Origin of the sequence: Mesobacillus jeotgali (genome assembly GCF_900166585.1) — a bacterium.
GTDB lineage: Bacteria > Bacillota > Bacilli > Bacillales > Cytobacillaceae > Mesobacillus > Mesobacillus jeotgali_A.
In genome coordinates, this window is sequence record NZ_FVZC01000009.1 from 1182754 (window position 1) to 1206979 (window position 24226).

At 42.7% G+C, this 24226-nt stretch carries 25 protein-coding genes and 3 rRNA genes; 14 read left to right on the plus strand and 14 right to left on the minus strand.

Annotated elements, in window-relative coordinates; genetic code table 11:
- The first annotated feature begins 11 nt into the window (after positions 1-11).
- Positions 12-311 carry a hypothetical protein gene (locus tag B5X77_RS16030; protein ID WP_079508959.1) on the plus strand — a complete coding sequence of 100 codons (300 nt, stop codon included), beginning with the start codon at positions 12-14 and terminating at the stop codon, positions 309-311.
- Positions 312-346: 35 nt separating this feature from the next.
- On the opposite strand, the gene B5X77_RS16035 is transcribed toward B5X77_RS16030, so the two are convergent.
- The 4 genes from B5X77_RS16035 to B5X77_RS16055 all read right to left on the minus strand — a co-directional run bounded on the left by B5X77_RS16035 (position 347) and on the right by B5X77_RS16055 (position 3774).
- On the minus strand, positions 347-1048 hold the full coding sequence (locus B5X77_RS16035; RefSeq protein ID WP_306807367.1) for a DUF421 domain-containing protein: 702 nt from the start codon (positions 1046-1048) through the stop codon (positions 347-349).
- 283 nt (positions 1049-1331) lie between these two features.
- The gene (locus tag B5X77_RS16045) at positions 1332-1577 is read right to left on the minus strand and encodes a hypothetical protein (protein WP_079508962.1); all 246 of its coding nucleotides are present in this window, start codon (positions 1575-1577) and stop codon (positions 1332-1334) included.
- A 203-nt stretch (positions 1578-1780) separates the two neighbouring features.
- Complete coding sequence (locus B5X77_RS16050) at positions 1781-1981, minus strand: cold-shock protein (RefSeq protein ID WP_044392209.1); 201 nt, start codon at positions 1979-1981, stop codon at positions 1781-1783.
- Between the two features lie 539 nt (positions 1982-2520).
- Positions 2521-3774 (minus strand): cytochrome P450, encoded by a 1254-nt coding sequence (locus B5X77_RS16055; protein WP_079508963.1) that lies wholly within the window; start codon positions 3772-3774, stop codon positions 2521-2523.
- A 170-nt stretch (positions 3775-3944) separates the two neighbouring features.
- Here B5X77_RS16055 and B5X77_RS16060 point away from each other — a divergent pair, with 170 nt between their 5' ends.
- The 5 genes from B5X77_RS16060 (at position 3945) to rrf (ending at position 9958) form a co-directional block, all read left to right on the plus strand.
- On the plus strand, positions 3945-4127 hold the full coding sequence (locus tag B5X77_RS16060) for a hypothetical protein (protein WP_079508964.1): 183 nt from the start codon (positions 3945-3947) through the stop codon (positions 4125-4127).
- Positions 4128-4144: 17 nt separating this feature from the next.
- Positions 4145-4267: a hypothetical protein gene (locus B5X77_RS23815; RefSeq protein WP_257391833.1), complete on the plus strand. Its 123-nt coding sequence runs from the start codon at positions 4145-4147 to the stop codon at positions 4265-4267.
- A gap of 447 nt (positions 4268-4714) precedes the next feature.
- A 16S ribosomal RNA gene (locus B5X77_RS16065) occupies positions 4715-6264 on the plus strand.
- A 530-nt stretch (positions 6265-6794) separates the two neighbouring features.
- Positions 6795-9729 (plus strand): 23S ribosomal RNA (locus B5X77_RS16070).
- A gap of 113 nt (positions 9730-9842) precedes the next feature.
- Positions 9843-9958 (plus strand): 5S ribosomal RNA (gene rrf / locus B5X77_RS16075).
- The 16S, 23S and 5S rRNA genes sit together here, the layout of an rRNA operon.
- Positions 9959-10370: 412 nt before the next feature.
- Here rrf and B5X77_RS16080 read toward each other — a convergent pair.
- Positions 10371-10583 (minus strand): capping complex subunit for YIEGIA, encoded by a 213-nt coding sequence (locus B5X77_RS16080; protein ID WP_079508965.1) that lies wholly within the window; start codon positions 10581-10583, stop codon positions 10371-10373.
- Positions 10584-10585: 2 nt separating this feature from the next.
- Entirely contained in the window at positions 10586-11497 is a 912-nt protein-coding gene (locus tag B5X77_RS16085; protein WP_079508966.1) for a YIEGIA domain-containing protein, read from the minus strand.
- A gap of 111 nt (positions 11498-11608) precedes the next feature.
- Here B5X77_RS16085 and B5X77_RS16090 point away from each other — a divergent pair, with 111 nt between their 5' ends.
- On the plus strand, positions 11609-12220 hold the full coding sequence (locus B5X77_RS16090) for a YitT family protein (protein WP_079508967.1): 612 nt from the start codon (positions 11609-11611) through the stop codon (positions 12218-12220).
- On the opposite strand, the gene B5X77_RS16095 is transcribed toward B5X77_RS16090, so the two are convergent.
- Positions 12221-13438, minus strand: a complete 1218-nt coding sequence (locus B5X77_RS16095) for an MFS transporter (RefSeq protein ID WP_079510264.1) — start codon at positions 13436-13438, stop codon at positions 12221-12223.
- Positions 13439-13489: 51 nt separating this feature from the next.
- Positions 13490-13990: a DUF3231 family protein gene (locus B5X77_RS16100; RefSeq protein WP_079508968.1), complete on the minus strand. Its 501-nt coding sequence runs from the start codon at positions 13988-13990 to the stop codon at positions 13490-13492.
- A gap of 154 nt (positions 13991-14144) precedes the next feature.
- Between B5X77_RS16100 and B5X77_RS16105 the strand changes: the two genes are divergently transcribed.
- The 3 genes from B5X77_RS16105 to B5X77_RS16115 are packed head-to-tail and all read left to right on the plus strand — an operon-like array spanning position 14145 to position 16694.
- Positions 14145-15125, plus strand: a complete 981-nt coding sequence (locus B5X77_RS16105) for a sulfonate ABC transporter substrate-binding protein (RefSeq protein ID WP_079508969.1) — start codon at positions 14145-14147, stop codon at positions 15123-15125.
- Positions 15126-15149: 24 nt separating this feature from the next.
- Complete coding sequence (locus B5X77_RS16110) at positions 15150-15914, plus strand: ABC transporter permease subunit (protein WP_079508970.1); 765 nt, start codon at positions 15150-15152, stop codon at positions 15912-15914.
- 21 nt (positions 15915-15935) lie between these two features.
- On the plus strand, positions 15936-16694 hold the full coding sequence (locus tag B5X77_RS16115) for an ATP-binding cassette domain-containing protein (RefSeq protein ID WP_079508971.1): 759 nt from the start codon (positions 15936-15938) through the stop codon (positions 16692-16694).
- Between the two features lie 24 nt (positions 16695-16718).
- Here the strand turns inward: B5X77_RS16115 and B5X77_RS16120 are convergent, their stop codons facing one another.
- The 3 genes from B5X77_RS16120 to B5X77_RS16130 form a co-directional block, all read right to left on the minus strand.
- Positions 16719-16994, minus strand: coding sequence for a YqhV family protein (locus B5X77_RS16120; protein WP_079508972.1), 276 nt, complete (start codon positions 16992-16994; stop codon positions 16719-16721).
- 181 nt (positions 16995-17175) lie between these two features.
- Positions 17176-18168, minus strand: coding sequence for a biotin synthase BioB (gene bioB / locus B5X77_RS16125; RefSeq protein WP_079508973.1), 993 nt, complete (start codon positions 18166-18168; stop codon positions 17176-17178).
- 25 nt (positions 18169-18193) lie between these two features.
- Entirely contained in the window at positions 18194-18784 is a 591-nt protein-coding gene (locus tag B5X77_RS16130) for a biotin transporter BioY (protein WP_079508974.1), read from the minus strand.
- 173 nt (positions 18785-18957) lie between these two features.
- Here B5X77_RS16130 and B5X77_RS16135 point away from each other — a divergent pair, with 173 nt between their 5' ends.
- Positions 18958-19725, plus strand: coding sequence for an NAD-dependent protein deacylase (locus tag B5X77_RS16135; RefSeq protein ID WP_079508975.1), 768 nt, complete (start codon positions 18958-18960; stop codon positions 19723-19725).
- A 97-nt stretch (positions 19726-19822) separates the two neighbouring features.
- On the opposite strand, the gene B5X77_RS16140 is transcribed toward B5X77_RS16135, so the two are convergent.
- Positions 19823-20131, minus strand: coding sequence for a hypothetical protein (locus B5X77_RS16140; protein WP_079508976.1), 309 nt, complete (start codon positions 20129-20131; stop codon positions 19823-19825).
- Positions 20132-20272: 141 nt separating this feature from the next.
- On the opposite strand from B5X77_RS16140, the gene B5X77_RS16145 reads away from it, so the two are divergent.
- Entirely contained in the window at positions 20273-21238 is a 966-nt protein-coding gene (locus B5X77_RS16145; protein ID WP_218970312.1) for an alpha/beta hydrolase, read from the plus strand.
- A 153-nt stretch (positions 21239-21391) separates the two neighbouring features.
- Complete coding sequence (locus B5X77_RS16150) at positions 21392-21841, plus strand: CoxG family protein (RefSeq protein ID WP_079508977.1); 450 nt, start codon at positions 21392-21394, stop codon at positions 21839-21841.
- A gap of 36 nt (positions 21842-21877) precedes the next feature.
- On the opposite strand, the gene B5X77_RS16155 is transcribed toward B5X77_RS16150, so the two are convergent.
- Entirely contained in the window at positions 21878-22180 is a 303-nt protein-coding gene (locus tag B5X77_RS16155; RefSeq protein WP_079508978.1) for a hypothetical protein, read from the minus strand.
- A 121-nt stretch (positions 22181-22301) separates the two neighbouring features.
- On the opposite strand from B5X77_RS16155, the gene B5X77_RS16160 reads away from it, so the two are divergent.
- On the plus strand, positions 22302-23015 hold the full coding sequence (locus B5X77_RS16160; RefSeq protein WP_079508979.1) for a DUF2161 domain-containing phosphodiesterase: 714 nt from the start codon (positions 22302-22304) through the stop codon (positions 23013-23015).
- 281 nt (positions 23016-23296) lie between these two features.
- Here B5X77_RS16160 and B5X77_RS16165 read toward each other — a convergent pair whose 3' ends face one another.
- Positions 23297-24163, minus strand: a complete 867-nt coding sequence (locus tag B5X77_RS16165) for a TetR/AcrR family transcriptional regulator (protein ID WP_079508980.1) — start codon at positions 24161-24163, stop codon at positions 23297-23299.
- Positions 24164-24226 lie beyond the last annotated feature (63 nt).

The following is a 24226-nucleotide window of genomic DNA, read 5'->3' on the forward strand; positions in this document are numbered from 1 at the left end:
ATGGAGGGAGTATGGCGAAAACATTAAGTCCGTCCTTTTATATAGGTACCATTCAGATTGGAACAATCCAGGACGCTTCATGTGTAAATTTTGGAAACAGTTTTCCAAAGGATTTTACCAGCCAAAAAAACCAAAACCAGGGGTTTGGGAGTATTAACGGAGACAATAATGATATCCACGATATAATTTCCAGGCTTTACAAGAGGAATATAGCAGAGGTATTTGGAGAAACAGGGAATAAGGAGCAGCAACAGCCGGAATGGCTGGAAAACTTCCTGAAAACACAACCAGTACAAACGGAACAAGAATAAGGAGGTCCTTCAGCTAACCGAGCAGGACCTCTTATTTAATGCAATAAATCATCTCTTTTATCTACGTAAAGTGTTCCGTCCGGCTGCACTTCTGCATAAAAAACATCATCCACGGATCGGACACCGGCTTGCTGTAATTGTTGCTCGAGCCAGGTTTGATCTTTTTTCATTTTAGCCAGATTTTGAAGATTGACCTGACCGTCAGCTACCAGTTCTGTTGAAAGCGGAACGAAATTACCTTTGGTTACGGCAATATTTAAATCTTTTTTAGTGACTGTTTGTTTGTTGGGTTTTTTCATAATAGAAAGCTTCCCATCAGTTTCAAAGATAGCGTAATCGACATCGCTTAATGAAAAAACATTTTTTTGGCGCAGCATAGCTTGGAGTGAGTCAGTATCCAGTCTAGTTTGTCTAAGGGCTTTCTCCAGGATTTTCCCGTTCTTAATTACAATTACCGGGTCGCCCATAAGCAGTTTTCTAACTTTTTTGGACTTGAGATGCATCTGGTCAGTTATCACTGTAAACACAGCCCAACCAAGTAAAGCAATTACTCCATTTATTAAACTTACGCTTGGATTAACAACAAGAGCTGCTGCAATAGAACCGAACGCAATGGCAGATACAAGGTTGAAAAACGTCATTTGACTGATTTCTTTTCGGCCTGACCATCTCGCCATTGCAAATAATACGATAAAACCTAACGCGATTCTTAATACCAATTCTGCCTGATTCATCATGATCACCGCCTTATTGTTGATCATATAAAGTATTCGCATTCAGGCGGAATATATTCTAACACTTGGTACTTAGGATTTCGATGCCATTAACATCCCTAATCATGCTAAAGTTTCTCGAGATTGTATTTTTATGCCCCGTCACAGATAAGCCGTTATTTGTTTTGGTGGTGGAAAGAAAGTTGCAACTCAGATTAGTACCAAAAAATATACCCGAAGAACTGGTGATTGAATTGACATTTATGTTTCCAAATGTAATTTGTATTGTCATCATGATATACACACTTTAAAGGGCCTGGGCCTGGCTAGTAGGCTGAATATCCGGGTCGGCATTGGGCTGGTCAATCCCATCATTGTCGCTAATTAAATCCAGGTTTCCAAAATACCAATTTCCCTGCCCAGTTCCAAAAATACCATTGTTTTGTTTGGTTGGGGAATTCCAACCGGTCTGCACATTTCCGCCGAAAAAGACACCTGCGTTACTCTGCATTGAATTGACATTTATAAAATTAAATAAAATATTATTTGCCATGTTGATCCCTCCAAGAAAAGCAACCCTTTAATACAATTATTCGGCAGGCGGTTAATTTGTGAATTGAGTTTGCTGGTTATAGAGGGGAGTTAAATCACTTTTATAGGGGAGTGAATGAAGCAGCAGGTTAAAGCTGAGGGGGAGAGCTGGCCATAATAAAAAGAAGGTTCCATAGGAACCTTCTTTTTTCAGCAAAACTAATATTATAGTTTTGTTACGTTAGCAGCTTGTGGTCCGCGAGCGCCTTGCTCAACGTCGAAAGATACTTTTTGACCTTCGTCTAATGATTTGAAACCTTCAGATTGGATAGCAGAGAAGTGTACGAATACGTCGTCTCCACCTTCGCGCTCGATGAATCCAAAACCTTTTTCTGCGTTAAACCATTTTACTGTACCTTGTTCCATTACTGTTACCTCCTAGTGCAATTCGCACAAATGTTACTATCCTTGCCCAAAGTGATCATTAAGACGAAATAATTTCTATCCTTTACACCGAACAAAAATAATTCTATTTCATCATAACAGATACTGGAATCAATAGCAAACGTAAAAGAGAGATTTCGTCCTATCTACCTATTTCCGCACAGCACTCTCCAATTATAGCCGCATGTAGCCTGGATTACTTTATGTTTCTGGATTTATTCAGCTAGTAATTCTGTCATATCAGTGTATTTCATTAAATGACCGGCTTCCCCTTGAACAGCTTAAAATTTCCTCCGCCGCTGCACGATTCACAACTTTATTTGATTAACCATCTTGTTTTTACCGTATCGCCTATTACACTCTAGCTGAAGGTATAGCTAAACCGGCTATTTGTTGATAATTATTCCTAATTAATTAGGAATATATTGCCGTTAATGTCGATGGTCTGTAGAATAACAAGCTCACATTTTTTTATTTATGATTCTTCTTGATCAATGGCTTCCTGATTTTTTTAAAACCACTCATTGCTTCTTCCGTATATTAAGTAAGATCATTCCGCTCTTCGGTAAAGTAGGCATTGTGACTAAACTGTAGCTAAGGTCCTGTTCCGGTATTTCATAATCAATCTCATTTATTAAGAATAAGAGACTTGCTTTCATTGCTTCTATTGTTATGCCCTCTCCCGGACATCTGTGGCCATTGGAAGGATCACCACCGCCCTGTGGTATAAAATCGAAGAGGCTGGCATTCCGTTCACCGAATCTTTCGGGTTTAAATGAATCAGGTTCTTCCCAGTTTCTCGGATCATGGTTTGTTCCATACATATCAAGGAGAACCAACATTCCCTGTTTAAAATCTGCACCACTCCATTTAAAATCCTTTTTAACTCGTGCACCGAGGAAGGGACCAAAAGGATAGTACCTACGCACTTCCTGAACGAACATTTCCAGGTACTGGCCATCCGCATCCGCCTTTAATTTTTGCCTTGTTGCAGGATAGTCATGCAGGGCTAGAGCGGAAAAAGTAATGAATGTAGCTATAGCCACAATCGGCCTTAAAACATTAATAAGTTCAATAGCCGCCATATGGGAAATCAGCATCTCACCTTTCAGATCCTTATAGAACGCCATTTCATATAGGGCAGAGCCCTCAGCTGCTGTTATTTTGCCAGTTCGGATTTCTTCTATTATATCTGTAATCCACCCTTCAGCACTTTTTCTTGCCCTTCTTCCTCTCCAGTGTCTTGGTCCAACTGCTCCAAAAGCATCGACCATATCGCTAAAATCATCTGCTCGCTCTTTAACTTCTGACTCGTTAAGAGGGACGCCTGCCCATACACAGGCAGCCCGGCATAAAATTTGTTTAGCCTCTTCAAATAGAATGATTTTACCGTCAGTTTTCTCCCGTTGTTCGATTGATGCCCTCCAGAAGTCGGTTATCAGACGCGATAGTTTTTGTTGATTTGGAGGTGTCATTAATGACATAAATAACAATTTTCTATGGATGTGTGATTGGCCATCCATTGTCTGGATGGCGTTCTCCCCGAATAATGTTTTTTGAATCCGTTTAGGGGCGGCTCCTTTTCTTTGGAAAAGATCAGTATCATAAAAAACTTTAGCTGCTTCAGAACCGGACATGCATAAAACTCTTTCACCTAAGAGGCGAGCTTCAAAGAGATCGGAATCATATCGATTCATTCTGTTCTGGATAAAAAGATATCCTTCTTTCATTAATTCAATGCTGTTATCTAGACTCTTATCGTGAGGAATGCTCATTAATGTACGATCTCCTTTTATGTAATGGATTTAATGGATATTTACACCTTAAGGTGAAAAATAAACTTAGCCTCTCTTAAATATTTCTTACAAATCATTTTAATTATTCACTATTCACAGAATGTCAATTCTTTAAATGACAAATAGTAAATTAAAAGGAGGTTGGAAAAATGGGAAAATGGAATGAACAGGGAGCACCAAATAATAATTTATCTGCAGAAACAATAGCGAGTTCAAAGCTTGTTGGAAAAGAGGGGCTTATGGCACATGAGTTTTCTGAAGAACTATCTGACGGGGGCGAGAGGAATAAGTCCATCGAAAAACAGTTAAAGGAACGACAGCCAGGAATGTAAAGGAGAGGAAGAAATTAATGAAAAAAGAGAATAGGTACCTGGATAAAAGAGGAGACTACACTGCACCTTCTATGGGTACAGCTGATTATCCTAAAAGACCTGAAAACAGGGCGATCAACCAAGAAGATAAGAAGAAATGATAAAACTTGTCGTCTGACATAAAAGGTGTCAGGCGGCTTTCTTTAATAATAATAATAATAATAATAATAATAATAATAATATGGATAGGAAGGACAATTGAAATCATTTCCATTGAAAGCAACAGGAAGGGATGGTAATCTTAGATAGCTGTTTAGCAAGCAATAAAAATATAAAAGTTTTCCAATATTTGTTTGTTGCTTACGAAGCAGTGTGATGATAATATTAATTACCCAGACAGCACACCTGTTGTTGCAACTCTTTAAATATTTGTTGTTGACAGCAATATAGCAATCTGGTAATATATAAAAGTTGCTTCTGACGGAGCAACAAAGAAAATTGTTCTTTGAAAACTAAACAAACAAGCGTCAACAAACAATTATTCATGACTTCTATTATATAGAAGAACATGAGCCAACGTTTTAACTTATGAGCTAACTCATAACTCTTTTTTGGAGAGTTTGATCCTGGCTCAGGACGAACGCTGGCGGCGTGCCTAATACATGCAAGTCGAGCGGATCTTCATTAGCTTGCTTTTGAAGATCAGCGGCGGACGGGTGAGTAACACGTGGGCAACCTGCCTGTAAGACTGGGATAACTTCGGGAAACCGGAGCTAATACCGGATAATCCTTTCCCTCACATGAGGGAAAGCTGAAAGACGGTTTCGGCTGTCACTTACAGATGGGCCCGCGGCGCATTAGCTAGTTGGTGAGGTAATGGCTCACCAAGGCAACGATGCGTAGCCGACCTGAGAGGGTGATCGGCCACACTGGGACTGAGACACGGCCCAGACTCCTACGGGAGGCAGCAGTAGGGAATCTTCCGCAATGGACGAAAGTCTGACGGAGCAACGCCGCGTGAACGATGAAGGCTTTCGGGTCGTAAAGTTCTGTTGTCAGGGAAGAACAAGTACCGGAGTAACTGCCGGTACCTTGACGGTACCTGACCAGAAAGCCACGGCTAACTACGTGCCAGCAGCCGCGGTAATACGTAGGTGGCAAGCGTTGTCCGGAATTATTGGGCGTAAAGCGCGCGCAGGCGGTTCCTTAAGTCTGATGTGAAAGCCCCCGGCTCAACCGGGGAGGGTCATTGGAAACTGGGGAACTTGAGTGCAGAAGAGGAGAGCGGAATTCCACGTGTAGCGGTGAAATGCGTAGAGATGTGGAGGAACACCAGTGGCGAAGGCGGCTCTCTGGTCTGTAACTGACGCTGAGGCGCGAAAGCGTGGGGAGCGAACAGGATTAGATACCCTGGTAGTCCACGCCGTAAACGATGAGTGCTAAGTGTTAGAGGGTTTCCGCCCTTTAGTGCTGCAGCAAACGCATTAAGCACTCCGCCTGGGGAGTACGGCCGCAAGGCTGAAACTCAAAGGAATTGACGGGGGCCCGCACAAGCGGTGGAGCATGTGGTTTAATTCGAAGCAACGCGAAGAACCTTACCAGGTCTTGACATCCTCTGACAACCCTAGAGATAGGGCGTTCCCCTTCGGGGGACAGAGTGACAGGTGGTGCATGGTTGTCGTCAGCTCGTGTCGTGAGATGTTGGGTTAAGTCCCGCAACGAGCGCAACCCTTGATCTTAGTTGCCAGCATTCAGTTGGGCACTCTAAGGTGACTGCCGGTGACAAACCGGAGGAAGGTGGGGATGACGTCAAATCATCATGCCCCTTATGACCTGGGCTACACACGTGCTACAATGGATGGAACAAAGGGTCGCGAAGCCGCGAGGTGAAGCCAATCCCATAAATCCATTCTCAGTTCGGATTGCAGGCTGCAACTCGCCTGCATGAAGCCGGAATCGCTAGTAATCGCGGATCAGCATGCCGCGGTGAATACGTTCCCGGGCCTTGTACACACCGCCCGTCACACCACGAGAGTTTGTAACACCCGAAGTCGGTGGGGTAACCTTTTGGAGCCAGCCGCCTAAGGTGGGACAGATGATTGGGGTGAAGTCGTAACAAGGTAGCCGTATCGGAAGGTGCGGCTGGATCACCTCCTTTCTAAGGATATTGCCGTAAAGGCAATCGGAATGCGAACCTTCTGGTTCGTAATTGTTGACTAACTTGTTTGTTTAGTTTTGAGGGAGCAATTGCCTCAAAGCTTTTTTGTTCCTTGAAAACTAGATAATCGTAAGTAAGAAGAACCAAGAAAAACCGAGTGATCGCCATTTTAGTTTTCTCTCTATTCAATTAGAGAAATGACCTTTTAGGTTAAGTTAGAAAGGGCGCACGGTGGATGCCTTGGCACTAGGAGCCGATGAAGGACGGGACTAACACCGATATGCTTCGGGGAGCTGTAAGTAAGCTTTGATCCGGAGATTTCCGAATGGGGAAACCCACTGTTCGTAATGGAACAGTATCTTTGCCTGAATACATAGGGCATTGAAGGCAGACCCGGGGAACTGAAACATCTAAGTACCCGGAGGNTTTGTTCCTTGAAAACTAGATAATCGTAAGTAAGAAGAACCAAGAAAAACCGAGTGATCGCCATTTTAGTTTTCTCTCTATTCAATTAGAGAAATGACCTTTTAGGTTAAGTTAGAAAGGGCGCACGGTGGATGCCTTGGCACTAGGAGCCGATGAAGGACGGGACTAACACCGATATGCTTCGGGGAGCTGTAAGTAAGCTTTGATCCGGAGATTTCCGAATGGGGAAACCCACTGTTCGTAATGGAACAGTATCTTTGCCTGAATACATAGGGCATTGAAGGCAGACCCGGGGAACTGAAACATCTAAGTACCCGGAGGAAGAGAAAGCAAACGCGATTCCCTGAGTAGCGGCGAGCGAAACGGGACATAGCCCAAACCAAGAGGCTTGCCTCTTGGGGTTGTAGGACACTCTACATGGAGTTACAAAGGAACGGGGTAGATGAAGTGGTCTGGAAAGGCCCGTCAGAGAAGGTAAAAACCCTGTAGTTGAAACTTCGTTCCCTCCTGAGTGGATCCTGAGTACGGCGGGACACGAGAAATCCCGTCGGAAGCTGGGAGGACCATCTCCCAAGGCTAAATACTCCCTAGTGACCGATAGTGAACCAGTACCGTGAGGGAAAGGTGAAAAGCACCCCGGAAGGGGAGTGAAAGAGATCCTGAAACCGTGTGCCTACAAGTAGTCAGAGCCCGTTCATGGGTGATGGCGTGCCTTTTGTAGAATGAACCGGCGAGTTACGATTACATGCAAGGTTAAGTTGAGAAGACGGAGCCGCAGCGAAAGCGAGTCTGAATAGGGCGAATGAGTATGTGGTCGTAGACCCGAAACCAGGTGATCTACCCATGTCCAGGGTGAAGGTTGGGTAACACCAACTGGAGGCCCGAACCCACGCACGTTGAAAAGTGCGGGGATGAGGTGTGGGTAGCGGAGAAATTCCAATCGAACTTGGAGATAGCTGGTTCTCTCCGAAATAGCTTTAGGGCTAGCCTCACGTTGTAAGAGTCTTGGAGGTAGAGCACTGTTTGGACTAGGGGCCCTCATCGGGTTACCGAATTCAGACAAACTCCGAATGCCAAAGACTTATCCGTGGGAGTCAGACTGCGAGTGATAAGATCCGTAGTCAAAAGGGAAACAGCCCAGACCACCAGCTAAGGTCCCAAAGTATACGTTAAGTGGAAAAGGATGTGGAGTTGCTTAGACAACCAGGATGTTGGCTTAGAAGCAGCCACCATTTAAAGAGTGCGTAATAGCTCACTGGTCGAGTGACTCTGCGCCGAAAATGTACCGGGGCTAAACGTATCACCGAAGCTGTGGATTGACATCTTCGATGTCAGTGGTAGGAGAGCGTTCTAAGGGCGTTGAAGTCAGACCGTAAGGACTGGTGGAGCGCTTAGAAGTGAGAATGCCGGTATGAGTAGCGAAAGATGGGTGAGAATCCCATCCACCGAATGCCTAAGGTTTCCTGAGGAAGGCTCGTCCTCTCAGGGTTAGTCGGGACCTAAGCCGAGGCCGAAAGGCGTAGGCGATGGACAACAGGTTGATATTCCTGTACCACCTCTTTATCGTTTGAGCGACGGGGGGACGCAGGAGGATAGGGTAAGCGCGCTGTTGGATATGCGCGTCTAAGCAGTTAGGCTGCAAGTGAGGCAAATCCCGCTTGCGTGAAGGCTGAGCTGTGACAGCGAGGGAAATATAGTACCGAAGTTCCTGATTCCACACTGCCAAGAAAAGCCTCTAGCGAGATAAATGGTGCCCGTACCGCAAACCGACACAGGTAGGCGAGGAGAGAATCCTAAGGTGAGCGAGAGAACTCTCGTTAAGGAACTCGGCAAAATGACCCCGTAACTTCGGGAGAAGGGGTGCTCATTTGGGTGAATAGCCTAGATGAGCCGCAGTGAATAGGCCCAGGCGACTGTTTAGCAAAAACACAGGTCTCTGCGAAGCCGCAAGGCGAAGTATAGGGGCTGACGCCTGCCCGGTGCTGGAAGGTTAAGAGGAGGGGTTAGCTCACGCGAAGCTCTGAATCGAAGCCCCAGTAAACGGCGGCCGTAACTATAACGGTCCTAAGGTAGCGAAATTCCTTGTCGGGTAAGTTCCGACCCGCACGAAAGGCGTAACGATCTGGGCACTGTCTCAACGAGAGACTCGGTGAAATTATAGTACCTGTGAAGATGCAGGTTACCCGCGACAGGACGGAAAGACCCCGTGGAGCTTTACTGTAGCCTGATATTGAATTTTGGTACAGCTTGTACAGGATAGGTAGGAGCCTGAGAAACCGGAGCGCCAGCTTCGGTGGAGGCGTCGGTGGGATACTACCCTGGCTGTATTGAAATTCTAACCCGCGCCCCTGATCGGGGCGGGAGACAGTGTCAGGTGGGCAGTTTGACTGGGGCGGTCGCCTCCTAAAGAGTAACGGAGGCGCCCAAAGGTTCCCTCAGAATGGTTGGAAATCATTCGCAGAGTGTAAAGGCACAAGGGAGCTTGACTGCGAGACCTACAAGTCGAGCAGGGACGAAAGTCGGGCTTAGTGATCCGGTGGTTCCGCATGGAAGGGCCATCGCTCAACGGATAAAAGCTACCCCGGGGATAACAGGCTTATCTCCCCCAAGAGTCCACATCGACGGGGAGGTTTGGCACCTCGATGTCGGCTCATCGCATCCTGGGGCTGTAGTCGGTCCCAAGGGTTGGGCTGTTCGCCCATTAAAGCGGTACGCGAGCTGGGTTCAGAACGTCGTGAGACAGTTCGGTCCCTATCCGTCGTGGGCGCAGGAAATTTGAGAGGAGCTGTCCTTAGTACGAGAGGACCGGGATGGACGCACCGCTGGTGTACCAGTTGTCTTGCCAAAGGCATCGCTGGGTAGCTATGTGCGGACGGGATAAGTGCTGAAAGCATCTAAGCATGAAGCCCCCCTCAAGATGAGATTTCCCATAGCGCAAGCTAGTAAGAACCCTGAAAGATGATCAGGTTGATAGGTCAGAGGTGGAAGCGCGGTGACGTGTGGAGCTGACTGATACTAATCGTTCGAGGACTTAACCAAAAACGAAAAGCAGAGGCTATGAGCCGGAGCTGGACAATGATCATTCGTTCTTCTTGAATTCTTCTTACAACATTATCTAGTTTTGAGGGTGCAAAAAACCTCAAACCAAATAGTCTGGTGGCGATGGCGAGAAGGTCACACCCGTTCCCATACCGAACACGGAAGTTAAGCTTCTCAGCGCCGATGGTAGTTGGGGGTTTCCCCCTGTGAGAGTAGGACGCCGCCGGGCACACGAAAGAACAGCTGTAATGGCTGTTCTTTTTTTGTATAGAAAAATTTTCTTGAATTTTTTTAGCCATCCTTTTTACACAAGCTGGGCGATATCTTCGCAGAAGTGGGTGATATATTGATAAATGTGATCGATATATTTATTAATTGACCGATATATTCAAAAAAGTTCTCGATATATTCAAATAATCGCTAATAAAACATAAAAAAGAAATTGTTGACCTCTCTCTATGTGCAAATCAATCCTGTTATCGTGTATAACAGCATAGCTGTTGTCATAAAACCTCTGAAAAAGTAATTGTGAAAATGAAAATGTCCAAAAGGCAACTGTCATCTGAATGGCGTTCCGAAACTGTGACGAAGGTAATTGGTGGATAACCTTGTTCCTCCAATAGGTGGTGAAAAGTACAGTTTTATTGAATTCTCCTGACCACCAAATGATCGCCAAATTTCAATTTCACTATGTCACCCTTCAAGGTTGTTGCTATCTCCTGAGCCATCGCATTTTGTTCCTCTAGATTCCCGGCAAGCAGGGTCAGCTGCCTCCCACCCATTACTCGTTCTTTAGAAAGGGTGATAATGGCTATAATATCGAATCTTGCAATTCCGCCAATTTCCTGTCCCATATTTACTTCCTCCCAACGAAATTAGTCCTAAGAACATCTTTATTCTTTTTAGTACTTTCAAGCAACGGGGTTTTTTTGATCGCTTCGATTAAGCGGTCGGCGTCTTTCAGGATGGGAACAAAGGTAATGATGACCTTCCCATTTTCAAAGTCCTTCCTCGTATAGTGGTAGCGTTTAAGCCCCAGTGTCCTTGTAGCTTCGAACAAGGCTGCCTGACGCTGTCCAATATGATCCAAAGTGATTCTGAACCTTTCCTCATTTGGACTGATTACAGCTGCAATTCCCTCCTGGAGAAATAAGGAAGAGGCATTCTCTGAACCAAGCAAATTTGTTACATAGATACCGTTAACATATAAATCATCGTTTTCAATAGCAATTAATCCTATCTCAACTTTGGCTATGTCTCCTATCGTTTTTCCTTTTGAAAATCTTTTAAGAATGAATAGGACGATAAAACCGGTTATTATGCCAGATGCAATATTAACTGCGATGATCTTGCTGCTGATTAATTGCATTGCCAGTGCAGAACTGAATGAAACGATGAGTGCAAAATAATTGCGGGCTTCGAAGGTTTTGGCGATCCCATCAATATAAGCATTTCCCCGGCTCGTATATTCCGCATTTTCTAGGTCTTTTAAGCTTTCTCTCTCAGCTTTTCTGACATCTCGAAACTGCTGGATGGCCAATGTCAGGAAGGTAACGGCAATAAAGTTCTTTGTCATCAGAGCTGGAATTGCAACTGCTCCGAGGGCTGCTGCTACAAATCCGGTTACCAGGTTAGTCAGATAACCGTTAGGGTAACTAGGATATTGCCTGAAATCCTCTTTAACAGTGAGAATACGGGCGAAAGTCCCTGTACTGATCGCCACTACGATCATGATGATATGTTCGGTAGAAATAATATCTGCTCTCATATGGTCACTCCGTTATTTAGAATCTTTTATACATATGGAATGGACAAAATGAATAAAAATGAATGATAGCTTATCCAAAAAATCTATACCTTAAAAAGATGGGATGCGCCTATGACAGATTTTATCCGGAAAAACGGTTTGGTTATTGCAGGAGGAACCATTCAAGGATTGGGAATGGGGCTTTTTTTATTTCCACATGCGATCCCTTCAGGCGGTGCAGGTGGAATAGCTGTTCTATTAAATTACTTTTTTCACCTTGATATGGGGTTGGCTCTTTGGATCGTCAATTTCTCCATGCTTGTTGTGGCCACAAAATACCTGGGGAACAAATGTGCATTATGGACGATGTTCGCTATCACGATGACCTCTTTAACAGTAGCCTTTTGTGAACAATATTATCTGACAGCGTACCGTAATGAATGGTTTGATTTAGTTATGGGCTCCATTTTTTTAGGGACTGGAATCGGTTTGCTGCTTAGGGAAGGAGTTTCAAATGGCGGTGTGGGAGTCATAGCTCTCATCATTGCCAGAAGGAGAAACTCGCTTCCCGGCTCTGCTCTTTTTTGGATTAATTGCATTATTTTTATCATGACGGGCTTCATCATAAGCTTGGAAATCATTGTGCAAGCTCTGATTAGTCAATGGATTTCAACGAAAATGGTCGATATCGTGTATTATTATAATTTTAATCAGGCATACACTTTAGGCTGGCGGAAGAAATAGCTATACATAGTTATAGCGGAAGGCAGAGTATTTGTCCTTTTCGCCACTCGGCTTACTTACATGAATCGTAAGGATGGCCAGCAACCCCACAATAAATGTAAGAGTTGCTATAGACAGGAACATGCCTGTACGTGACCAATCCATTAACCGAGTGAATATAGGAGGGCCGACTGCCACTCCTAAAAATCGCACTGAGCCATAAAGAGAAGTCACAAAACCGCGCATTTCCTTGCCAACTGAACCTGTAATCAAACTATTGATACAAGGGAGTACCAATCCTGTTCCAATACTGCTGAAGATAAGGACGAAAAGGAAAGGGACAATTTTTTCTACAAAGGTTAAGGAGACATAAGATAAGGTCATCAGCAGGAAACCAAGAACAGTGAGACGCTTCATCACCAGCATGTTTTTCCCTATTTTTGCGCCTGTTATATAGGCAGTCCCACCCTGTACGAGTAGAGGAATCGCCAAAATCAGCCCCTTTTTGACGCCGTTAATTCCATATTTAACTTCCAGGATGTCTGAAAGGTAAAAGAGAATGCCGAAAAGTGTAAATAAACAAGTTGCACCTGCGAGATATGTTGTAAAAAGCCATCTGCCTTCCTTTTTGAAAACGTGCATTAGACCACGGGCATACTTTTCAAACGGAGGAGGTGCCTGCCGATTCCGTTTCTCTTTAATGAAGATCCAGGTGAGAATAATTGAGATAAGACATATGGCAGGGAAAGCATAAAAAACGGCAAACCAGGCGACGAGTGCCAGCAATGAGCCAATGATTGGCGATAATACTTTTCCTAATCCATTGGATGCTTCAACGATACCCAGAACACGGCTTTGTTCCCCGCCTTTAAATAAATCCCCTGTAAGAGCCATGGCAATCGGTGCTGTACCCGCTGCACCAATCCCTTGAAGTATTCTGCCAATCAGGATCCATATATAAGAATTCGATAGCACATTTGAGGCAAAACCTGCCAGTAATCCCCCGATTCCATATAAAATCAGGGCGGGAAGGATGATGCTCTTCCTCGAGAATCTGTCAGATAGGTAACCAAAAATAGGAATAAAAATAGCTGCAGCAACCGAAAAAACTGTAATAGTCAAGCTGACCTGGAGCTGCGTCAATCCCAGTTCTGTTTTCATTTTTGGGAGTATGGGGATAAGCATTGAATTCCCCAGTGTCATAATCAACGGGATGGAACCTATAGCGGCAATTAGCATACCTTTATTCTTTTTTCCCAAACACCCTGCACATCCTTCATTAAAATATTCTTATTTCAGATTGATTGGCGGGGGAACAATCCAGCCTTTGTCTTTCGTAATTTTTAATAATTTTTCCTCGTACTCGCTTTTTTGGACATGGAACTCACCAAACATCTCTGAGATATCTGACCTGATTGCTATGCCCATTACATAACTGCCCATTATTTTACCGACCATTAATTCGCGTTGTACCAGCAAAGCGATTTCCGGATCATTGAACCGTGCACCTGCAGGAATATCCTCCACCTGGACATCAGGCCGGGCTGGAGGCGCTGGCGGAAGTCGGATACCATTTTGTTTTAAGATGGCTTCTGTTTGCTGCTCCTCCTGTTTATAACAATTCTCCAGCAAATCCTCCAAGAAAACTTTCAAGTCATGATCCCCAGTATGATTGATAAAAATCTGAAGTGTTACCAGGTATCCTTTTGTTGCATAAAGGTGAGACCATAAATTGAATACTTCACCTGAATGTAAAGGTTCATTTTCAGGTTTCCCACTAAACATTCCCATAAGCTTTCCCTCCAGCGATTCTTTTCAATGGTAATTAGTTTTCCTGCTTTGATTTTTTTTATGTTCTTTTTTATTTGGTTATAGACAGGAACCTAGGTTTTTCCTTCAACATAGGCTAAAACAGTTGCAAATAGATTCCAAGGGGAGTTTGAGAATGAAGGATCGTTCAACGTATTACAAGAAATTATTAGCAGGTTTTGTATTGATATTCGCCCTTATTCTAACTGGATGCAGTCAAGATGGTGAAAAGCAACAAGGAAAAGATGTTTCTTCTTCTGAAAAAATCGTTCGGATTGGCTATCAAAAAAATTGCCCGCTAGTGATCTTAAAGTCATTGGGAACTCTGGAAAAAGAGCTAGAGAAAAAGGGAGTAAAGGTGGAATGGAAGGAATTTCAGGCAGGTCCTGCGTTACTTGAAGCTTTGAATGCGGGAAGTATCGATTTCGGAAGAACTGGGGATTCACCGCCAATTTTTGCACAGGCTGCGGATTCACCAATTGTTTATGTTGCAGCAGGTTTTTCTAAATTCGAGGGTAGTGGAATCCTGATTCCCAAAGATTCTCCGATTCAATCCCTGGCTGATTTAAAAGGGAAGAAAATTGGCTTTGCCAAAGGTTCAAGCTCGCATTATCTCCTTGTTAAGGCTTTAGAAAAGGCTGGTCTCGATTATAACGATATCACTCCAGCCTATCTTCAGCCCGGGGATGCGAGGGTAGCCTTTGAACAAGGGAATATTGATGCATGGGCAGTTTGGGACCCTTTCACTGCGGACACCGAACTAAATTCTGATGCAGAAATGCTTGTAAATGGTGAAGGATTGACATCCGATAGAGACTTTTTTATCGCGAACGCGAATTATGCTAAAGGGAATAAAGAGGTACTTGAAGTTATTGTCAACCAGGTTCAGAAATCATCAGAGTGGGCAAACAGCCATCATGATGAACTTGTGTCATTGATTGCGCCACTGCTGAAAATTGATGAAAAATCGATTGAAATGGCAGTCCAAAGAAGAGAGTATGGCGTGGATGCCTTAACAGATGAAATCATGAAGGAACAGCAGGAAAAGGCCGATACTTTCTATCGTTTAAAAATTATTCCTAAAGAAATTGATGTAGAGGAAGCAATGATGGATTGAGTGGTTTAGGAAAGGAGGGTTTTTATGCAAGCCCGTTTTATGTCCGGTATACGCCAGATGGTTCCGTGGGCTTTACCCGTATTAATATTGGTGTTATGGCAGCTGCTTTCCTGGAAAGGAATCATTTCAGATAGAATACTGCCTGCTCCAAGTGATGTATTTAAAGCGGCAATTGAATTGACTGGCACAGGTGAGTTGACTGAACATATCTCAATCAGCCTGGGAAGGGCAATGCTTGGATTTCTGATCGGCGGACTTCTTGGCTTTTTCCTTGGAATCTTGAACGGGATTTTCCGTTTTTCAGATTTATTACTAGATACATCCATACAAATGCTCAGGAATATTCCGCATCTAGCGCTGATTCCATTGGTGATTTTATGGTTTGGCATTGACGAGACTTCTAAAATTTTTCTCGTTGCCCTCGGTGTGTTATTTCCGGTGTATATAAACACCTACCATGGGATTAAAAATGTGGAAGGTGATTTGATTGAAATGGGAAAAGCATATGGATTAAGAGGCCCTAAATTGTTTTTCACAGTCATCTTCCCCGGGGCTTTATCGTCTATCTTAGTCGGCATTCGTTTTTCTCTGGGAGTGATGTGGCTTACCCTGATTGTCGCAGAAACCATTTCTGCACACTCTGGGATTGGCTACATGGCCATGAATGCAAGAGAATTCATGCAAATGGATGTCATTGTGTTAAGCATTCTGATCTATGCTTTTTTTGGAAAGTTCTCTGATATGATCGCCCGGTACATGGAAGGCAAATGGCTTAAGTGGAAGACATAATTCATGTGAGGAGGTTTAATGATGAAAAATGATGCCCGGGTACAACATATTCAGCTGAATAACTTGAAGAAGAGTTTTGACAATACTGTTGTACTGGATGGAATCAATTTGAAAGTAAGCCAGGGTGAATTTATTGCTATTGTAGGAAAGAGCGGCTGCGGAAAAAGCACACTATTGCGGTTAATTGCCGGCCTTGAAGATTATAGTGAAGGGACGATTTTAATAAAAGATAAAGATCTTGCTGGCCTCAACACACAGGCAAGAATCATGTTTCAGGATGGACGTCTGCTTCCATGGAAAAGAGTACTAGAGAATGTTGGATTGGGCTTGAAAGGGGATTGGCGTCAAAATGCAATCGCTGCATTAAAAGATGTAGGCCTTGATGGGAGGATGAAGGATTGGCCATCAAAGCTTTCAGGGGGCCAGAAGCAGAGGGTTGCACTGGCAAGGGCACTCGTGCATAAACCTGAGATCCTGCTCCTGGATGAGCCGCTTGGTGCACTGGATGCTCTTACAAGACTGGAAATGCAGGAACTTATTGAATCTTTATGGGAAAAAGAAAAAATCACAACCATCCTGGTTACTCATGATGTTGAAGAAGCAGTGGCTCTGGCCGACCGTGTAATCTTAATCGAAAATGGTAAAATCGTCTTAAGCAAAAATATTAATTTACCAAGGCCCCGCCAGAGGACTCAGCAGGTTTTTGCCAATTATGTAGATGAGATTTTATCAAGAATCATTGATCCAAATGAACAGAGTCTGCGCCTGATCATAAAATAGATTTTAGTCTCTTTATATTGAAACTTAATTACTTTTCACGCCGTATAAAATGCACGCAACACCACAAAAGATCCATAGTATTTTTTGAAAAGAGATTCTATCAGAAAGACCAATTAAACCTATGGTAGTAGTCGCAATGAGGATGAGAGGGCCCACAAAAGCAAGGGTACTATTTACAATAAGCGCTTTTTCCACATCATTATATTTTAAGATAAGAGCTGCTGCGAATATTTCAAGGCTCCCTGATAAAAAACGCAAAAGGGCCATTCCTATTATTGCTTTCTCAAATAACTGTAGCATCATAATCCTCCTCAAAACCTTTTACCATTTACATTGTATGCATGGGGATATGGATTAAGGACAAGAAAAAAGTTGCTGTTTTATATGAGGATTCAACTGCTGGCATAGGTTGACATTCAGTTACAGAAGGGAAGTTGTTTTTTAAAAAAGCATAACAGCCAATTAGCTGTTATGCTTTCAATTAAGATGGTATTCCTTCTTTGGCGAAATCAATTTCAAATCCCATATCCTCTAGCATTTTATGGTCTGCAGTGGATTCCTGGCCGGCTGTCGTTAAGTAATCACCGACAAAGATGGAGTTGGCCGGATAGAGGCCCAAAGGCTGCAAGCTCCTTAGGTTCACTTCTCTGCCGCCGGAAATCCTTATTTCTTTAGAAGGATTGATGAATCTCATCAGGCAAAGGACTTTAAGACAGTATCGCGGGTTTAACTCATCGGTCCCTTCGAGGGGAGTTCCATCAATTGCATGAAGAAAATTCACTGGAATAGAATCAGCGTCAAGAATTTTTAAGCTTCTTGCAATGTCTACGACATCTTGCTTAGATTCCTTCATCCCAACAATCACTCCAGAACATGGAGATATTCCGCTATCTTTAACGAGTTCCACAGTGTTGACGCGATCCTGATATGTATGCGATGTAGTGATAGCATCATGATGGCTTTCAGATGTATTTAGATTATGGTTATACCGGTCAACTCCGGCCGCCTTGAGTCTTTCTGCTTGAGATGGTTTAAGTATTCCCAGGCAAGCGCACACTTTAAGGCCAAACTTTTCTTTAATTTCCTCCACGGCTGAAGTTACTGTATCAAGCTCCTTTTCGCTTGGCCCTCTGCCGCTGGCAACAATACAATAAGTACCTGCGTTTAGATTGTAGGCTTGCTCTGCACCCTGGAGAATGGATTCTTTGTCCATCATCCTATACTTTTCAATAGGGGCATCCGAGACGCTTGATTGTGCGCAGTAGCCACAATTTTCCGGGCAAAGGCCGGACTTTGTATTAATAATCATATTCAGCTTTACTTTATTTCCAAAATGATGATAGCGTATAGTGTAAGCAGCCTGGAGCAATTCCAGCAATTCCTGGTCCGCGCAATCCAGTATACTTATTGCCTCTTCATCGGAAAGCTCACGGCCTTCTAAAACGCCAAGCGCTAACTCTTTCCAGTATGTCATCGAATTTCACTCCCCTCGATTTGTTTTAAGCCGCTTTTCTTAAATGTTTGAAACTTCCCTTTGAAAGAACCGTTTTTTCCAGTCTGTGACCCATCATCCCTGCAAAAACAGCAAGAATAATGTCTTTTGGCAGAGGAGCAACCATCCATAGCCATGCCAGTTTATACGTAAATCCTTCTGGTGCAGCAGCCCATAATTTATAGGCAAAATACATCCAGTTGGTTCCAAATACATAATTAATAACCATACCTGCCAATGATGCCAGGATGAAAGCAGAGAGTGCACGATTTTTCTCGACCATTTTGCCTGCAACATATGCTGTCAGAATGAATGAAAGAATAAATCCGAATGTCGGACTGATCAATGTAGAAAATCCAGCGCTAAACTGTGCAAAAACAGGCACACCAACTAGTCCAACCAGGGCGTATACCGTCATGGAAATTGCTCCCAGCCGGCTTCCGAGGATGATTCCAGCTAAAATGGCAAAGAAGGTCTGCAAGGTAATGGGCACTCCGCCTACAACCATAAATGGTACGAATGATGTAATGTTTGCACCAATAGCCATAAGGCCGACAAACATGGATGCCAGTGTTAAATCAAATGCTTTTAACTTCATAATAAATTGCTCTCCTTTTCTGTAATCTAAATTCAGCATAAACTTTCTGAATTATTTATGTCAACCAAAAAATATTTAAGTTTACATATGACTAAAACCAACCTTTTTGTCATTTCAAATAATTAATATATAATTTTAATTAATATTTTTCAGCAGTGACAGGGGAGGTTTATATGAAGGAAATCCAATCATGCTGCGAAATAATAGCCAAAGCAAAAAACATAGTCGTATTGACAGGTGCCGGAATAAGTACAGAGTCAGGCATCAGGGACTTTCGTTCACGAACTGGAATATATAAAATGGCACCGGAATATATCCTTTCTATTGATTATTTTCAAGAAAACCCAAAAGACTTTTTCGACTTTGCCTTCTCTAATCTCTACCATCCAAAGGCATTGCCTAATAAAGGGCATCAAGTATTGGCTAAATGGGAGCAGGAAGGACGAGTAAATTGGATCATTACTCAAAATATCGACGGACTGCATCAAAAAGCCGGCAGCAAAAACGTAATAGAATTTCATGGAACAATGAAGACAGCAACATGCCTAAACTGTGGTAAAAAGTATACAACTGAAGATTTATCACACATAAAGAAAATAAATGAAAATTATTATGTGTGCAGTGCATGTAGTGTGGGAAATGATACAAATCATCTTATAAAACCAGATGTTGTTCTGTATGGGGATACTGGAGAATGGTTTTCAGCAGAAGGGTTTGAAAAAATCCTTACTATTATTGGAGAGGCAGATTGCTTGCTTGTATTGGGAACCAGCCTAAATGTGACGCCATTTTCAGCCTTTCCTCAATATAGAAATAATGGTATACCGATGATTATCATTAATAAAGGTAGTACACCATATGATTTTGCGCCTGACACTTTTGTCATCAGGAATTCCATTGGAAGGACACTGAGCGAAATCGACCATACCCTAAGCAAATAAATTAGGTGCACGGCTTACCGTGCACCCGGGCGATTAATTTTTTCCATACACCTGACATCATCTTACGCTGTTAATCATTGCTCGTTCATGCCTGACATCATCTTACGCGGTTATTCATTGCTCGTTCAGGCAATGGCCGGCCTATATCCCTCTGTTTATTTGTTTCAACAGCTGGGTTTTCGGAAGGATCATCTTCATAATCCTTAAATGCAGATTCTCCCATATCTAGTTCTCCTGGACTAAAAGCATTCAGGGGATATTCCTGAGTATTTCTCTTTTCGACGTTATATCCAGAAATGGAACTATTGACAGGATTTTCTTTTTCCTGTTTGATACTTTTGATTGAATCTATGGCTGCTTGTTCATTTTTATAGGATTTTAGGATATGTTTTTTCTCGATTTCCATTGGATCAGCCTCCTATTGGTTTTGATTTATCTATACCCAGGAAAATGGAATGATTAACTTTTTGCTTTTTGCTCTGTAATTTCTATTAATCTGGTAAAATAACTATAAAATAGATTAACTAGCCAAGAGGGGAATGCTAAATTGAAGAAGAAAATCGTTTGGACTTTCAGCGGTGTTATCGTGGCTATAATGATTGCACTGATTGCTGCAGGCAATTATTTTTATAATGTAGCCATTAACCGAAGCCATGATGCCGTAGATCTTCACGGCGGAGGGGAAAGTGTAACAGCAGCGGGTCTTTCAAATGGAGAAGAGCAGCAGAGGAAGCTGGAAGAAATAATGGCCTGGACTGAAAAACAAAACTTTGAAATAGTGGAAATTCAATCTGATGATGGCCTTAGGCTAAAGGCTCGCTTTTTAAAAAATCAACAGTCGTCCGGAAAAATGGTGATTCTTGCTCATGGCTATAAGGGCAGCAGTGAGCAAATGCCTGGTATCACAAAATTTTATTATGACCAGGGTTTTGATATCCTGAAACCGGATGCGAGAGGGCACGGCTTAAGCGAGGGGGACTATATCGGTTATGGCTGGCATGATCGAAAGGATTATGTAAGATGGTCACAGTTTTTAGTTGAACAAAAAGAGGCAGAAACAATTTTTCTGCACGGCTTCTCAATGGGGGCTGCAACCGTACTGATGGCAAGCGGAGAGAAACTCCCAGAACAGGTTAAAGGCATTATTGCAGACAGTGGATACACTACTGTCCATGAAGAGCTAAGCCACCAATTGAAATATCTTTATAATCTTCCGGCTTTCCCTGTCATGCAGGTTACAAGTGCGGTGACCAAATTCAGGGCGGGCTATTCTTTTTCTGAAGCCTCAGCCCTTGAAGGTATTGAAAAAAATCATCTTCCTTTATTCATTATCCATGGGGATCAAGATCAACTTGTACCTACAGTAATGGGTAAGAGGATTTTTGATAAGGCAAATAGTCTTAAAGAGCTATGGATTGTTCCCGGAGCAGGGCATACAGAAGCCTATACCATTGCTGAAGAGGAATATCAGGACAGACTGAAGGCATTCTGGTCCCTCGCATTAGGGAAATAAATCATGTTGTAAAATCCATATTTTGAACACACCTGTCCTGGTGTGTTTTTTTTTGTAAATGTTTGCAATAAGCCGAAAGAGGAACTTAGTATAAATAATGCCGTAAAACATATATCTTTAAAGGATGAATTTTCAACAAAAGGAGAGAGCATAATGCCAGAAGGTAAACATGAAGTAACCATTGATGTACCGATAGAAAGTGTATGGGATTTCGTTAAGGATATGGATAATTGGGCTCCTTTACTGCCAGGCTATATCAGCCATGAAAAATTGAATGAAAAACAGTCAAACTGGACCTTCAAAGAAACGGTTGGGGTTTTGAAAAAGAAGATTAGTTTGCAGGTAACAATACTAGAGTGGATCGAGCCTAGCAGGGTAACATTCAACCTGAAGGGAATCAATGAAAATCTGACAGGAAACGGTTATTTTAGTGCAGAAACGGTTGGAGTGAATAAAACCAGGATGACTGGCTATCTTGAGATGACGGCAGAAGGAGCTCTTGCTCCAGTAATGAATGCGGTAATGAAGAATTCCTTGCCAAAAAGCGGTCAAGAATTAACGACCGCTATTGCAGAAGAGCTGGAAGGACGAAAGGCAATCTGATACATTAAAAGAGGAGCTTGCTTGATGCCGGCTCCTTTATTCGAGTTTTTCGATTTTAACAGGACCATCAATGCGGCCACTTTTATCGAAGTACAGCATAACCTTATCCCCGATGTGAATTTCCCCATCCTCAGTTACTCTATCCTTTTTAAAATAAACACTTTTCCCGTCGCTTTCCCCATAGTATCCAGAGGAATCAACTTTGATGATCTTATATTCCTCTTTAATATATTCAGTTTGCACTTCATTGGAAATTTTCCTGGCTTCATCCATTTCCATTTTGAGAAAAATCATGAGACCAAGGACAAGAGTCAATAAGAAAAGGAAAAAAGCCCTCATATTTTTCCCTCCAAAGTTTAATCATCAAACAGTATATGTAGAATGCTTGTCTTAATGACTTCATCTTTTAAAAGTTTGCTATAATTATAGGAAAACTCCAGGATGGACAGAGGTTTTGAGCATGACTAAAATATATGAGGCAGATCTTTATGAGCCGATCAGGAAGCATTTTATAAAACAAGGGTACCGGGTTAATGGAGAGGTACATGATTGTGATTTAACCGCTGTAAAAGACGGGGAACTTATCATTGTGGAATTAAAACTGACACTGAATATCGACCTTTTGCTCCAGGCGACGAGAAGGCTGCGGCTCACTGATATGGTGTATATTGCAATACCGAAACCGAAGCGCATTACAAGGAAACGGTGGCATGATGTCATTCATTTGGTAAAAAGGCTGGAGCTTGGCTTGATCATTGTGTCATTTGCAGGAAATAGGAAAACCATCGATTTTAAGGTACACCCTGAACCGTTCAATCGTAAGACTAGCAAAAATCAGCGAAAGAAAGCTGCACTTATCAAAGAAATTGAGGGAAGAAGCGCCGACTACAATATCGGAGGCAGCAACAAAAGCAAGATCATGACCGCCTACAAAGAGAAATGCATCCAAATCGCCTGTTATCTCGATAAACTTGGACAAATGTCACCTAAAGCACTCGTGGCTCTCGGTACAGGAGATAAAACCCCTTCAATCCTTCAAAAAAACTATTATAAATGGTTTGATAGAATTGAGAGAGGCATATATATCATTTCCGAACAAGGAAAAGCTGAACTGGAGGATTACCCTGAGCTAGTAGCATATTATTCAAGTAAACTGGATAATCGAGGTCAATAATTTTTTCCCTCTAATGACGGGGAATTGCAGTATCCGGTCACATTAAGGGAGGATATGTGCCCGGAGTGCGCTGAAACAACGACATCCGGGCACATAAAGAGAGGGTATGTGCCCGGAGTGCGCTGAAACAACGACAACCGGGCACATAAAGGGATGGTATGTACCCGGAATGAACTGGAACAGTGATTACCGGGCACATAAAATTTTTCTCTACATAAAAGCACGGCAGGAAATCATCTGATTTCCTGCCGTGCTTTTCTATCTATATTAGCAATTATACCTTATGCCTTCTCAAGCAAATGCTCATTTATTAATGTCTTTAATTCCTGTATTTCACGATCATAAATTGGGGACATTGAAAAAAGGATGCTATCAATTAAAAATTTCCTCGGTATTTTTGAACGGAGCTCTTCTTCAATGAAATCCAGCTTTTGTTGATGCTCTTTATTTTCACAGTCCAGCTTTTTCAAGCGGGATATAACTGAGTGTATTTTAGACCTCCGGTCGAGAGCTTCTCGATTCGAAACTGGAAGCCAGGTATCCAGGAGTTCTGGTGGCAATAACTGATCCTGTGATAGAGCCAGCTCTTCTATCATGTTGAGGATTCTGGTTACGCAATAGCGTACGACTGGAAGCAAACTGGTTGAGTCCTGATTGGCTTTACGGTAAAACCTGACGTTTTGGATCAGAATACCATTAAGCATGATGGCAGCATCCAGCAGGTAGGGTAGGCAGACCTCATCTGTAATGTCTGCAAGCCGATCTGAGTACCAACGCAATGTTTTCATTTGGCCGATTTCTATAAACTGCCTCAGCTCTTTATCCCCTGAGAAATAGACTTCTTCAAACAGTGGGATGATTTTATTTTCTCTATTAGCAGTCATTTGCAAATCTATCTGTCTCATGAAGATTTCTGGATCATCAGGGTCCTGGCCAAGCAGCAAGGAATCTCGGTCAATCTCCATTTTCCTGAAAGCGCCCCTGAAAATATCCATGAGCAGTTCATTCTTTGAAAGGAAGTAATTATAAAAGGTTCCTTTTGATATTCCGCTGTATTCGAGGATATCCTGAATTGAGGTGGCATGGAATCCTTTTTCTATAAAAAGCTGATGAGCCTTGTCTATAACATTACGTTTTCTGTCGTTCATTTCATCACCCTAACCTTTTTTATACCGGATGTATAAAAAATATACTACATTAAATTTCCGGAC

What these genes read in the sequence shown, in the direction of transcription:
- B5X77_RS16030 (WP_079508959.1), top strand. Translation starts at nt 12, where the DNA reads ATGGCGAAAACATTAAGTCCGTCCTTTTATATAGGTACCATTCAGATT.
- B5X77_RS16035 (WP_306807367.1), bottom strand. Translation starts at nt 1,048, where the DNA reads ATGATGAATCAGGCAGAATTGGTATTAAGAATCGCGTTAGGTTTTATC.
- B5X77_RS16045 (WP_079508962.1), bottom strand. Translation starts at nt 1,577, where the DNA reads ATGGCAAATAATATTTTATTTAATTTTATAAATGTCAATTCAATGCAG.
- B5X77_RS16050 (WP_044392209.1), bottom strand. Translation starts at nt 1,981, where the DNA reads ATGGAACAAGGTACAGTAAAATGGTTTAACGCAGAAAAAGGTTTTGGA.
- B5X77_RS16055 (WP_079508963.1), bottom strand. Translation starts at nt 3,774, where the DNA reads ATGAGCATTCCTCACGATAAGAGTCTAGATAACAGCATTGAATTAATG.
- B5X77_RS16060 (WP_079508964.1), top strand. Translation starts at nt 3,945, where the DNA reads ATGGGAAAATGGAATGAACAGGGAGCACCAAATAATAATTTATCTGCA.
- B5X77_RS23815 (WP_257391833.1), top strand. Translation starts at nt 4,145, where the DNA reads ATGAAAAAAGAGAATAGGTACCTGGATAAAAGAGGAGACTACACTGCA.
- B5X77_RS16080 (WP_079508965.1), bottom strand. Translation starts at nt 10,583, where the DNA reads ATGGGACAGGAAATTGGCGGAATTGCAAGATTCGATATTATAGCCATT.
- B5X77_RS16085 (WP_079508966.1), bottom strand. Translation starts at nt 11,497, where the DNA reads ATGAGAGCAGATATTATTTCTACCGAACATATCATCATGATCGTAGTG.
- B5X77_RS16090 (WP_079508967.1), top strand. Translation starts at nt 11,609, where the DNA reads ATGACAGATTTTATCCGGAAAAACGGTTTGGTTATTGCAGGAGGAACC.
- B5X77_RS16095 (WP_079510264.1), bottom strand. Translation starts at nt 13,438, where the DNA reads ATGCTAATTGCCGCTATAGGTTCCATCCCGTTGATTATGACACTGGGG.
- B5X77_RS16100 (WP_079508968.1), bottom strand. Translation starts at nt 13,990, where the DNA reads ATGGGAATGTTTAGTGGGAAACCTGAAAATGAACCTTTACATTCAGGT.
- B5X77_RS16105 (WP_079508969.1), top strand. Translation starts at nt 14,145, where the DNA reads ATGAAGGATCGTTCAACGTATTACAAGAAATTATTAGCAGGTTTTGTA.
- B5X77_RS16110 (WP_079508970.1), top strand. Translation starts at nt 15,150, where the DNA reads ATGCAAGCCCGTTTTATGTCCGGTATACGCCAGATGGTTCCGTGGGCT.
- B5X77_RS16115 (WP_079508971.1), top strand. Translation starts at nt 15,936, where the DNA reads ATGAAAAATGATGCCCGGGTACAACATATTCAGCTGAATAACTTGAAG.
- B5X77_RS16120 (WP_079508972.1), bottom strand. Translation starts at nt 16,994, where the DNA reads ATGCTACAGTTATTTGAGAAAGCAATAATAGGAATGGCCCTTTTGCGT.
- bioB (WP_079508973.1), bottom strand. Translation starts at nt 18,168, where the DNA reads ATGACATACTGGAAAGAGTTAGCGCTTGGCGTTTTAGAAGGCCGTGAG.
- B5X77_RS16130 (WP_079508974.1), bottom strand. Translation starts at nt 18,784, where the DNA reads ATGAAGTTAAAAGCATTTGATTTAACACTGGCATCCATGTTTGTCGGC.
- B5X77_RS16135 (WP_079508975.1), top strand. Translation starts at nt 18,958, where the DNA reads ATGAAGGAAATCCAATCATGCTGCGAAATAATAGCCAAAGCAAAAAAC.
- B5X77_RS16140 (WP_079508976.1), bottom strand. Translation starts at nt 20,131, where the DNA reads ATGGAAATCGAGAAAAAACATATCCTAAAATCCTATAAAAATGAACAA.
- B5X77_RS16150 (WP_079508977.1), top strand. Translation starts at nt 21,392, where the DNA reads ATGCCAGAAGGTAAACATGAAGTAACCATTGATGTACCGATAGAAAGT.
- B5X77_RS16155 (WP_079508978.1), bottom strand. Translation starts at nt 22,180, where the DNA reads ATGAGGGCTTTTTTCCTTTTCTTATTGACTCTTGTCCTTGGTCTCATG.
- B5X77_RS16160 (WP_079508979.1), top strand. Translation starts at nt 22,302, where the DNA reads ATGACTAAAATATATGAGGCAGATCTTTATGAGCCGATCAGGAAGCAT.
- B5X77_RS16165 (WP_079508980.1), bottom strand. Translation starts at nt 24,163, where the DNA reads ATGAACGACAGAAAACGTAATGTTATAGACAAGGCTCATCAGCTTTTT.